Source organism: Carboxydocella sporoproducens DSM 16521 (assembly GCF_900167165.1).
Classification (GTDB): Bacteria; Bacillota.
The window spans coordinates 1-11457 of sequence record NZ_FUXM01000057.1 but is presented as its reverse complement, the minus strand read 5'-3'; the positions used below and the strand labels follow the sequence as shown (position 1 = coordinate 11457).

Here is an 11457-nt window from a genome sequence, read left to right as displayed (position 1 = left end):
TGCTAATATCCCGTAGACCTTTTAATTGTTCTAACTGGGCATAGGCCAGAAGATAGAATAGCTTAAGTGCTGTCAGTTTTTTAACGTATTTGTCAACACCTGCGTTATTAATAAGCTGAAAAATTTTTTCGTTAAAAATTGGCTGAAACAATTGAAAAAATGTGGATTTTGTGATATCCTTGCCTTGCATTATAGCTTCTCCTTTATATTAGAGATTTGGGCAAGGACTACCCTTAATCTCTATTATAAAGGAGATTTTTATATTTCTCAGCTAAAAAACGCATAATTCGTCCTATTTTGTGTTAAATCGAATTAATTCCCAGCTTGACAAATTTTAAAAAATTTTATGCAACACTACTGCAGAAGACTTGACTGTTTTTATAAATGATATTGAAGAAGTGCTGAAAGAACCACCTAAATTTAGTTTACCAAGAGTAGAAGTAGTTAAGAACGAAGAAAAAATTTATCAATTAAATATGAAACTAGTTTCTCGAATACTCGATGATAATTCAAATATACAAATGGATGAAGTATCTATATTTGGTGTGGATTTTGTTTTTACAGATAAAAATCAATATACTTTCTTTTTAAAAGGTAATAAAAGGAAAACTAGTTATGAAGTTAAAGAATTAAATATGAAAGACTTTAGAGCATTTATTAGACAGAATAATATTGATTTATATCAAGAATTAGATAACATCTATGTTTGCGCTAAGAATGAAAATGATAAAGGTTATAGCAATAACATAAAATATTTTTTAGATTATGTGGATGATGAGAAATACTGCCTATTAGATGGAAAGTGGTATCAGTTTAACCGTTCTTATATAGATTATTTAGAGGCAGAAGCAGATAAAATTCCCCATGAATATTTAGAAGACGATGATTTATCAATTACAGATTATAAATCTTATATAGTAGAAAATGGACTTGATGAAAAAAATATGTATAAAGAAAAGTATTTTAATACTGTCCAGAAAAATAAAGGATATGAGAATTTTGATAGGGATTTTGAACAAATAAGAAAAAAATACAATATTGAAAAAATGGATTTATATAAGGATAATATATTATACTTTGTAAAAATTGGAACCCCACAAAAACTTGGATATGTAATTGACCAGTGTCTGAGTACTGTTAATATGTTAAAAGATAAGGAAACTAAAATAATTATTAATTCTAGACCTATTAAGCCTAAAGGGGTTTGTTTATGGCTAATAATGGATAGAAAAAATAAGATAAACAAATTGAGTGAGATTGAATCTTTGATATTTTTAATGAAATTAGTTGAATGGAAAAAACAAGTTGCAAGTGCGGGATTGGAGTATAAAGTTAAAATAAATTATGTTAAAGATTGATGTATAAACAGATACAGATGATAAAGTTGCGGTGTTGAAATTATATTACAAAGGAATTGGAACATCGCTAGGATCACACTCCTTTAACATCAGATGGCTTCAAGTGGCTTCAGGCCATAATCGCGGTTGGCAACTTCTTTGCGGGGTTACTGTTGTCCATCTGGAGACCGTCTGATCACGAGGCTAAACACCGAGAGGCCGTACGCCATTACGCTCGAGTGCTCTATGAGATTTGTCGCCTTGAGGAACGGGGTGATATTACGGAGGAGGACGTCAAGTCAATTCAGAACCAGTACTTAAACGATAGCAGCGTACCTCCGATACCCGATAAGTACTTCTTGAAGCTCAAAAAGCGATACTTAGTTAAAGTTGATATCAGCAAATTTCTCGAAGAACACCCGCATTCGTGGATCTGGTGGTAAAAGTCAGATTGTGGTTCCGGGAACTTAGGTCTAGAGCTCTTCCGGACAATTTAGGAGTTCGAGAAGAATCTCGGGTGCAGAGGAGAGTGAAATTCGATGATTATCGAAATGGTTGAGGTGTTGGGGGTGCGAATGATGCAAGACCGCGAGCATGATCTGAACCCGAAGACCGACCCGCAGTTTCCACGTGCAATAGACCTCTCTGGGCAGCAACTAGCCCTTTTTCGCGCTTTGAAACGTTGGCACTCCGATCTGGCGCAAATGTATCTTGGCGCCTTGCTCGTGATGAGGGACGAAAACAATCCCGACGCGTTAGCGTTGGCAGCACATGGTATCCGTGAACTGATGGAAAAGCTTCCTACGTTCGTTGATGTCCCTTTAAAAGCAAATAAGGAAGCGCTGAAGCCGAAGGTACAGAAAATTGAGGAAAAATGGAACCAAGTTATATCAAAAAGTTCATGCTATGCAGAGGGAGCGTGGTGTGGGAAAATCGACAATCCCCTTCGGCAGTTGCTACGGCATTTACAGGATTTCTTCACCTGGTTCAATGACCACCACCCCAGGAGACGAGAGGAGATCAGACAGACCTTACGCCAGCTTGATTCGCCCGACCGCCTTCTTCCGTCTACGATTGAAGATTTGAACGTATCTGCTTGGATAAAAATGCGGGAATTCTTCAACAAAGTTGCCCACCACGGTTCTTCTCCTAGGAAGCAGGAGTTTCTTCAACAACTCGACGCTCTCGAACGGTTTCTCTTGGATCGCTTTAATCCTCGGACGTTTGACGATTTTCGAAATATAGATGCTATCTTGGAGGAGGAGAATGAAATTAAGCCCGAAGTTGTCAGCGAATCATTAGAACTCATCAAAAAACGAGCCGCCAGTTATGAGTATTTTTTCAGCCGTCTCGACTCGCCGGCTTGGATTGAGCCACTCTACCAAAAGGGCTTTTTCAGCAACCCGCCTCCCGCAGAGAGAGATAGAGATTACATTCGTTTTCCCATATGGTCAGAATCGAGATACCTGGTGCGGATGGCTCGCCTTCCCGAGGGTCAGGAACAGGTGCTACAAATTGCGCTCCAGATACCGGAAACCGACAATGTTCGCGTTCTCGAGGATCTTGCGGATATCGCACTGAGCCTTCCGCCAAGCATGGCAACCCGATTTGTCCCTAAGGCCAAAGAATGGTTTGAGGTACCGCATCACCTCTTGCTCCCGGTAAAACTGGGCGCCCTCGTCGCCCATCTGGCGAAGGGAGGCGAAGAGGACGCGGCGCTCGATCTAGCCAGGACGGTGTTGGCCGTCGTGCCAGACCGGGAGACCGCCCCGAATCAAGAAGAGGGCGGTATTTTCACCCCCTCCCCGCAACCGCGTTCCTGCTTCGATCCATGGGAGTATGAAGACATCCTGAAAAAACACGTTCCGATTCTTGTGGAGGCCACGGGTGAACGCGCCCTGGAACTCTTATGTGACATTCTTGAATCCGCCATAAGCTTGTCGCGGCATGATGAGAAGGGCGGGGAACTCAAGGACTATTCTCATGTCTGGCGTCCCGCCATCGAAGATCACGCGCAGAACTACCCGCACGGGTTCAAGGATTTCCTGGTCACGGCGGTGCGGGATGCGGCGGAGTATCTTGTACAGCAAAATCCAACAAAGGTTTCTCATTTGGTCACACGCCTAGAAGCCAGAAGGTGGTCGATATTCCAGCGGATCGCCCTGCACCTTTTGCGATGCTTCCCGGATGCGGCGGAGTCGCTCATAGCCGAGCGGCTCACGGATCATGCCCGGTTCAACAATCCCAACCTTCGTTATGAGTATGTCCTCTTGGCCAGGGACTGCTTCAGCCGCCTATCGCAAAAGGATCAGGAGACGATCCTCGGCTGGATTGCTGAAGGCCCCAACCTGAAAGATTGGAAGGATTATTGGGAACGATGCACCGAAGATTACGAAGCGGAACGATACAAGAAGATCTGGCAGCGGGATCGCCTGGCGCCGTTGGCTGACGCCTTACCTGCTGCATGGAAGCGATATTACAATGAATTGATTCAGGAGTTTGGCCCGGCTGAACACCCCGAGTTCCTGGTCTATTCGGAAGGGACCTGGGTCGGGCCTACCAGTCCGAAATCAACTGATGAGTTGCGTGCCATGAGCATTGAAGAGCTGGTGGCTTACCTCAGGACGTGGGAACCGCAAGAGGGCTGGCGCAGCCCATCGCCGGAAGGGCTGGGGCGCGAACTCTCGGCCTTTGTTGCATCTGAGCCGGAGCGTTTCGCCGCAGCAGCACTGCGCTTCAAGGGGCTGGATCCGACATATGTGCGTTCTCTCCTTCGCGGACTCTGTGATGCCGCTCGTAACGGGCATGTGTTCTCCTGGGAACAGGCTATCGACCTAGCGCAGTGGATTGTGGAGCAGAACCAAGAGATCCCTGAACGGAAGTCGGAGTGCGCCGAGCGGGATCCTGGCTGGGGCTGGACTCGCAGGACAATAGCGGAGCTTTTATCTACGGGCTTCGATCACGGGCCGGCGGAAATTCCATTTGATCTTCGGGAACGGGTGTGGGTTGTTCTTCGGCCTCTCACGGACGATCCCGATCCCACGCCCGAACATGAGGCTCGTTTCGGTGGCCCCAACATGGATCCTGCTGCGCTTTCCATCAATACAACCCGTGGTGAGGCCATACACGCCGTGGTGCGGTACGCCCTCTGGGTGCACCGGCACTTAGAGGCAGAAGTCGGCCAGACCCGTGTAGAGCGCGGGTTTGACGAGATGCCGGAAGTCCGGGAAGTGCTAGAGTTCCACCTCGATCCCAACCGCGAGCCTTCCGTGGCCGTCAGAGCCGTCTATGGGCAGTGGTTTCCGTGGCTGGTGCTGCTCGATGCGCAGTGGGCAGCCGCTCAAAAGAGCCACATATTCTCTGCCGCACCAGAACGAGTACACCTCCGTGATGCTGCTTGGGAAACGTACATCATTTTCTGTCAGCCCTATGATAAGGTCTTTGACATCCTGAAGGACGAATACGGGTGGGCCATCAAGCGAATCGGCTCTCAGACAGTCAATCACCGTCATTTACGTGATCCGAACCAACGCCTTGCTGAGCACATCATGGAACTGTACTGGAGAGGTAAGTTGGCTCTTGATGAACCGGGCGGCTTGCTGGACCAGTTCTACGCCAAGGCGGACGACGCTCTTCGAGGCCATGCCATAGATTTTGTGGGACGCAGTCTAATGAATTCGGAAGGTGAAGTGTCGGCACAGATCATTGATCGCCTTAAAGCCCTTTGGGAAAATCGCGTGGCCGCAGCCCTGACGGCCCTTTCGCCAGCTGAATTCACAGAGGAATTATCCGCTTTTGGCTGGTGGTTTGCTTCAGGGAAGTTTGAGTTAAATTGGGCCTTGTCACAGCTCAAAGTGGTACTGGAACTCGTGCAAAAGGTCGAACCGGACCACATCGTTGTCGAGCGTTTGGCGGGAATCGCGGAGTCGCACCCTCTAGATGCTGTTTACTGTCTGAACGCCATGCTCTTGGGGGAGAAAGAAGGTTGGCGGATTATGGCTTTGAAAGATGAGGCTCGCACCATCCTTGAAAAGGCCTTAGAAAGTACTGACACTGAAGCAAGGATTGCCGCAGAAGAGCTAATCAACCGGCTTGGCGCGAGAGGTTATTGGGAGTTCGGAGATCTTTTGAAAAAAATAGACCGCCAGATAACGACGACTGACTAGGAGATAGTGCTCGCACACGGTGGCGGTCATCCGAGAAGAGATAAGTGGTCGGAAGTAATTCCTAAGCGGGAGTCTTCTGTAGTTGTAGAGCCGGAGACGCAGGCTGGCCTAAATCTACAAAATAAAAACTATTTCCTCATACCATGTAAAAATGAGGGACTTTCAATAAATACGATTTTGATATCATCTACCTGGGTCATTGTAAGCATCATCCGTTTCCTACCTAGCAGTATTTTGCTTTGTCTATAAAAGTACTGGATTGGGGTTTGGTGCTGTAGTGACCTTTGCATAATGGGGATTTTCTTTTACAACTATGTCCACTATTTGTAACCATAAACGGGGTATAGTTTATATGAACATTATAAAAGGAGCAGAAAGAATTATCCATGATTATGGATTTCACGATGATATCATTAAGGAAATTCATATAACTCCCGGGCGAATAGAAATAAAGGTAGAGATGGTAACTTTCCCTGAAGGGCGAAATTCTTATCCTGATGTGATTTTTGTTTTTGAAGGAATAAGCTCCTTCGATTTTGAGGAGGAAGATACAATATTTGATTTTCTAACCTGTATTTTGCATTTAGACTTTACAATGGTGGACAACTTAATCCAGATGGACATAGCAGGAGATGGAGTTGTAGGCAGGGTTATTTGTAAAAATATTAAAATAAAAATTAGCTGATTAAATCCAGTAGGTTGCTTAAGAGGATGGTGAATCCTTTTGCCCTTTCTTCACATTAACCTCAACCCCTAGCAACAAAAAGCCGCTACTCATGGCAGAGGCCCGGCCCTGGTCCTGGTCGGGCCCGGCTCCGGCAAAACTGCCGGCATCACTGCCAAAACCGCCTACCTCATCCCTCACGCTTACCTTCTACCGGGTTGTCAAATTTGAGATGGAACACCGCTTTCATCCCCTTTTTGTAGCGAGCTCGGCAATAAAGCCTAATTCTCCACTCTGCACAGCTTCGGCACCTGACCGTTCTAAAATTCGGCACGAAAAACTTTGAAACCATTTTATGCACCGATGAAGAATATAAATAGCCTTATATATATGGACTTTGATGATATGTTTATCTATGCCTATGTAATGCATTCCTAAAGCGCTATCCTGACCCTGAACTATTATCGCAACTATCAGGAAAAATGGTAGCAAGATGCCAGACCCAGTATCGATGTCCTGTATCGCAAAAAAAACCCTCCTTTAAATGCACTGGAATACATCGAAAGCGGTTTCAAGTATTTCGAGCTGTTGAATAACTTTGAGGGAATCCCAAATCAGCGGGCTATAGAAATGGCATGGATAAACGACGAAAATTCACTGCTGGAAAAAGAGCAACGCCTGATTTACTGTCGGCATGACTCGGGCCCGCGAATATCTCTATTGAAATCGAGTTTCGCGGAGTCAGGCACAATCTGGATTTGGCTATCTGTCTGGAGAGCGGGGTTTTGAGTTTAGGAAGAGGTTAAGAGTGGGCCCCAAATTGATTGTCGCCATTTTGATAACGAAATTTACGATAACACAGGGAGTATGTAAACAATTTATTGACTAAAAAGAGAAATTCCACATATACTATAAAAAAGGGGGTATTATGATGCTGACGACTAATCAAATTATTGGGCAAAATATTTTAGGTATTCTCAACAAAAAATCTATGACTCAAGCTGCCCTGGCAGAAAAACTTGGTTGTACAAGGCAGGAAATCAATAAGATTGTTCATGGGCGAAAAAATATTACCGTACAAGAATTAAAAGAAATAGCTGCTATATTAAATGTACCTATTGAAGAACTAACAAAAGAAAAAAATGTTACCGAGAACATAGAACCAATCACAATGTTTTTGGGTCAGGTCAAAACGAAAGAGGCAAAAATAGGTCTATTACATGCTCAAAAAATCATGGATATGATTCTTTTCCATAGTCAGGTACAGGAGAATAAAAGTAAATTAATTAAGGATTGGGATGTTTAATATGAGTAATAAGGCAAGTCTTCATAAACTAATAAAAGAATGTATTTATTACAACGATAAAGAGCTTTTTGATACTATTGAAGACAGAGCAATAAGTTTTGCAAGCAGATATATTGGTAATGGGTTAATCATTCAAGATGATATTTTCAATGTTATAAAAAATTATGCACAGGGAGCACACTTGCTGCTTTTTCCTATTCAGGACGATGAAATGCGTGGTTTTATATGTAATTATAAAGGTAAATTATTTATATTTATAAATACAAACCTTCCCCTGGAAAAACAAATTTTTACTGCAGCTCACGAGCTGTACCACCTTTTATTCCATCGTGAACAACTGGAGAACGCATATAGTCATCTTATAAAATCGGAGGACCTGGGTAGTAAGTTTGAGGAAAGGGAAGCTAATCTTTTTGCAGCTCTCTTGCTAGTACCCCGGACTTTATTAAAAGAGCAAATAGAAATTTTGAAAATAGGATCGGTTAATTTAAATTTGCTGGATATTATTCGCTTAATGGATGTCTTTGCTGTTCCATATAAAACTATGGTTTTGAGATTGTATGAAACGGGGTTTCTTAAAGAAAGCGATGCAGACAAATGGTTGCGGATTCCCGACCGCGATGAAAATGCTGGGGTTTTATATGAAATGCGGAAACATGAGATCGGTCTACGCTGGCAGGAACGGACCAGGAAGATAAATTACAGTAACTTGAAAGCTTTAATCATTGATAATGATAACGAAGAACTCATTCCAGAAAGAAAAGCAGCAAAAGATTTAGACTACATCCAGAAAAGCATGGAAGAAATTTTTAAGGAGTTGGGTAAGAAAATTGAGTAATTCAAACATTTCCGTGCTGGATGCGGATTTTATTATTAAATCAGCTGTTTCCCCTTCTCCTAATGAACAGAGCTTATTGGAAAAAATACTTGGTATTGGTGGAGATTTTTATGTACATCAACAAGTTTATGAAGAAGTTATGTGGCCTCAGGAAGCAGTGAATTTACTGAGAAGGCTAAAAGAACATCAACGTATAAAGATAGTTAACGATAAGTACCTGCTTGAACTTTTGGAAAAGGATTTTGTTATGCCTACTCGAACCTTTTTAAGCACTATAAAAGATTGTTGTGAGCTATTTGGAACGGAACATTATGAGAATTACTATAATACTTTGGCCGTTACAACGGGAGAGAGTATAGAACATTTTTATGAAAGGTTTATTGAAGTAGAAAAGGAATTAATGAATTCAGATTGCGCTAATAATCTTGGAGAAATTAAAACCATAACGATGGCGGTAATTTTTTATATTACCAACAAGAATAAGGTTACCATATTTATGTCTGATGACCGCAAGGCATGTAATACAGTTGTATTAAAGTACTCTGAAAAATATCATGAAATCAAGGCATTGAGTGTAATCGGCTCATTTTTTCTTTTAAGGAAAAATGGAATGACATATGATATAGCTTGTCGGTATGTGAATTCGCTCGCAACTAAAGAATTTAAAGTTATAGATAAATCTGAGAAAATGACCGGTTTAGAAATTATTAATGGAATTTATTCCAATAAGCTGGATCTTTCTACCAATGTTGAAATGGCATGGGCAGCCATAATTTTTTTGCTTTTGTCAGCAATAATTTTCTTTATTATAATATATTTCCAAACAAAAAGGGGACGGTAAGGAATGCTGACTGGAGAACAGGGGCCAGTGCAGTGCTGGTCGCTAGATAGAAAAGGGTTGAGAGGGATTAACGAGAGGGTCCTGGCTCAACCCTTTTATTTCAGCCAGGTAAATTTATAGGATTGACAAGGAAAAGGCAAATTGTATATATTATATATAAACAGTACATACATTATAATCACTGCATGGAGAAAGGAAGCCATGAAAATTATCATTTCAAACACCAGCAAAGAGCCGATTTACGAACAAATCAAAAGACAGCTGAAAGAAGCCATCCTCAAGGGCGAATTAAAAGAAGGGGAACTTCTCCCTTCGATCCGACAGCTGGCCAAAGATTTGCACATTAGTGTAATCACCACAAAACGGGCTTATGATGACCTGGAAAAAGAAGGTTATATCTTTTCTGTTGTCGGGAAAGGATCATTTGTCGCAGAGCCGAACCGGGAATTTTTGCGAGAGATGAGGCTAAAGTGGATCGAAGAAAAACTGGCTGAGGTGGTAGCTGAAAGCAAATCCCTGAACATTAGTCTGGCAGAACTGCAGGAGATGCTGAAGCTGCTCTACGATGAGGGATAAAGGAGGGGTTTAGTATGGAGGATGTGGTTGTTTTAGACCAGGTAAGTAAAACCTATAGAGACTTTAAACTGGATCGGGTCTCGTTCACGATCAAAAAAGGATATATCCATGGCTTTATCGGGCGCAACGGGGCAGGTAAAACCACCACGATTAAGTTGATGATGAATCTTATTCACCGGGATGAGGGCTCGATTCGGATATTCGGGCTGGACAACCGTGAGCATGAAAGGAAAATCAAACAGCGCCTTGGTTTCGTCTATGCAGACAATCACTTTTACGATGATCTGACTGGCGAACAGATGAAGCGCGTAATCGCCAGGTTTTATCCTGATTGGGACGAAAAGGCTTATAACCGTTATCTCAAAATGTTCGACCTTCCGGCTAACAAAAAAATCAAGCACCTTTCCAGGGGAATGCAAATGAAGTATTCCATTGCCCTAGCCTTATCCCATAATGCCGACCTGATCATTATGGATGAGCCTACTTCTGGCCTTGACCCCGTGGTTCGCCAGGAAATCCTGGAACTTCTGTCCGAAGTTATCCAGGAAGGAGAGAAAACAGTCTTTTTTTCTACCCACATTACTTCGGATCTGGAACAAATAGCTGATTTTATTACCTTCATCCATGACGGCAGAATCCAATTCAGCCTTACTAAAGATGAAGTCTTGGAAAGATATACCATGATCAAGGGTGGGACGGACTTACTGGATCAAGATAACCGGAAGCTCTTTATTGGATTGCGGGAAACACCCTATGGGTTTGAGGGTTTGACTACTGAGCCGAAACTGGTTTACCAGTTATTTCAGGATCAGGTGCTATACGAAAAACCTTCTTTAGAGCAAATCATGCTCTATACGGTTAAGAGCGACAAAAACAGCACGAGGTGATGAACGATGGCAAGCTTACTGTACAAAGAGTTTGTCACGCAACGGACTGCGATCTTGCTCTATCTGGTGTTAGCTATGCTGTATATTACCCAAATCCTCCATGTTGACCTACCCTTTTCACTCATATCGTTATTAGCGATGTTTTTTACCGTAAACACTATCGCTCAGGAGGATAAAAACAACAGCCACATCTTGATCAACAGCCTGCCCATCTCCAGAAAAGAGGTTGTCATCGCCAAATATCTGTTTACTATCTTTTTCGGCTTACTTCTGATAGGAATCGCATTGATTTATCAGACCGTGTTCAGTTCTGTAATGTTAGAAAAGGATCTATTTCATGCGGCTATGGCAATAGTATTTGTCATCTGGTTTATAGCGATTTATTACCCGCTGTATTACTGGTTAGGGCCACGCTTTGTCCAGATCGGCTGGTTCATATTCTTCATCCTGTCGGCTGCGACTATGCCTATGTTAATTAATCTGGGAAGGGAACACAACTATTGGGGCGTTGTGGCTTTGATCCAATCAGTCCCTGTTTATATTCTGGGTGTGATGCTATGCGGATTAACTGGAATAATTCTGCTGATCTCATTGTTCCTGTCAGTTCGGCTTTATGAGAAGAAGGAATTTTAAAGAAACGTTTAGAAATCTTGACGGGTGGGTAAAAAAATTGCATGTATCATTGGGTGTTTACTTTTTAGGAATTTTTCTCTATCTCTTCAAAACGGCAGTAATTCCTCTTACTGCTAGCGGAAAGTGGCGAGGTATTGCAGATATTCTGGCAGTAGGTTTTTATTTATCTGGAGCAATAACTCTGTTCGGGATTAGTTTTTTTAGAAATT

Annotated in this window: 12 protein-coding genes; 11 read left to right on the top strand and 1 reads right to left on the bottom strand. The window is 42.7% G+C overall.

Annotation, left to right across the window (positions count from 1 at the left end):
• The coding region (locus B5D20_RS12980; protein ID WP_143311877.1) for a DUF4372 domain-containing protein at positions 1-190 on the bottom strand (190 nt) is incomplete at its 3' end.
• Between the two features lie 151 nt (positions 191-341).
• On the opposite strand from B5D20_RS12980, the gene B5D20_RS12975 reads away from it, so the two are divergent.
• From B5D20_RS12975 to B5D20_RS14265, 11 genes are all read left to right on the top strand, one after another.
• Positions 342-1358, top strand: coding sequence for a DUF6119 family protein (locus tag B5D20_RS12975; protein WP_078666635.1), 1017 nt, complete (start codon positions 342-344; stop codon positions 1356-1358).
• Between the two features lie 518 nt (positions 1359-1876).
• Positions 1877-5503, top strand: a complete 3627-nt coding sequence (locus B5D20_RS12965) for a hypothetical protein (RefSeq protein ID WP_078666633.1) — start codon at positions 1877-1879, stop codon at positions 5501-5503.
• A 352-nt stretch (positions 5504-5855) separates the two neighbouring features.
• Positions 5856-6188, top strand: a complete 333-nt coding sequence (locus B5D20_RS12960) for a hypothetical protein (RefSeq protein WP_078666632.1) — start codon at positions 5856-5858, stop codon at positions 6186-6188.
• A gap of 108 nt (positions 6189-6296) precedes the next feature.
• Positions 6297-6398 (top strand): hypothetical protein, encoded by a 102-nt coding sequence (locus tag B5D20_RS14325; RefSeq protein ID WP_423230537.1) that lies wholly within the window; start codon positions 6297-6299, stop codon positions 6396-6398.
• 700 nt (positions 6399-7098) lie between these two features.
• Complete coding sequence (locus B5D20_RS12955; RefSeq protein ID WP_159071791.1) at positions 7099-7473, top strand: helix-turn-helix domain-containing protein; 375 nt, start codon at positions 7099-7101, stop codon at positions 7471-7473.
• A 1-nt stretch (position 7474) separates the two neighbouring features.
• A complete protein-coding gene (locus B5D20_RS12950) occupies positions 7475-8311 on the top strand; it encodes an ImmA/IrrE family metallo-endopeptidase (RefSeq protein ID WP_159071792.1) in 837 nt (278 codons plus the stop codon).
• Entirely contained in the window at positions 8304-9152 is an 849-nt protein-coding gene (locus tag B5D20_RS12945) for a hypothetical protein (protein ID WP_078666629.1), read from the top strand. The genes B5D20_RS12950 and B5D20_RS12945 overlap by 8 nt, the downstream gene beginning before the upstream one ends.
• 201 nt (positions 9153-9353) lie before the next feature.
• A complete protein-coding gene (locus B5D20_RS12940) occupies positions 9354-9728 on the top strand; it encodes a GntR family transcriptional regulator (RefSeq protein ID WP_078666628.1) in 375 nt (124 codons plus the stop codon).
• Between the two features lie 14 nt (positions 9729-9742).
• Positions 9743-10615, top strand: a complete 873-nt coding sequence (locus tag B5D20_RS12935) for an ABC transporter ATP-binding protein (RefSeq protein ID WP_078666627.1) — start codon at positions 9743-9745, stop codon at positions 10613-10615.
• Positions 10616-10621: 6 nt separating this feature from the next.
• Positions 10622-11248: an ABC-2 transporter permease gene (locus tag B5D20_RS12930; RefSeq protein WP_078666626.1), complete on the top strand. Its 627-nt coding sequence runs from the start codon at positions 10622-10624 to the stop codon at positions 11246-11248.
• On the top strand, positions 11229-11457 hold a 229-nt coding region (locus tag B5D20_RS14265; RefSeq protein ID WP_341429574.1), incomplete at its 3' end, for a DUF6803 family protein. The genes B5D20_RS12930 and B5D20_RS14265, both read left to right, overlap by 20 nt.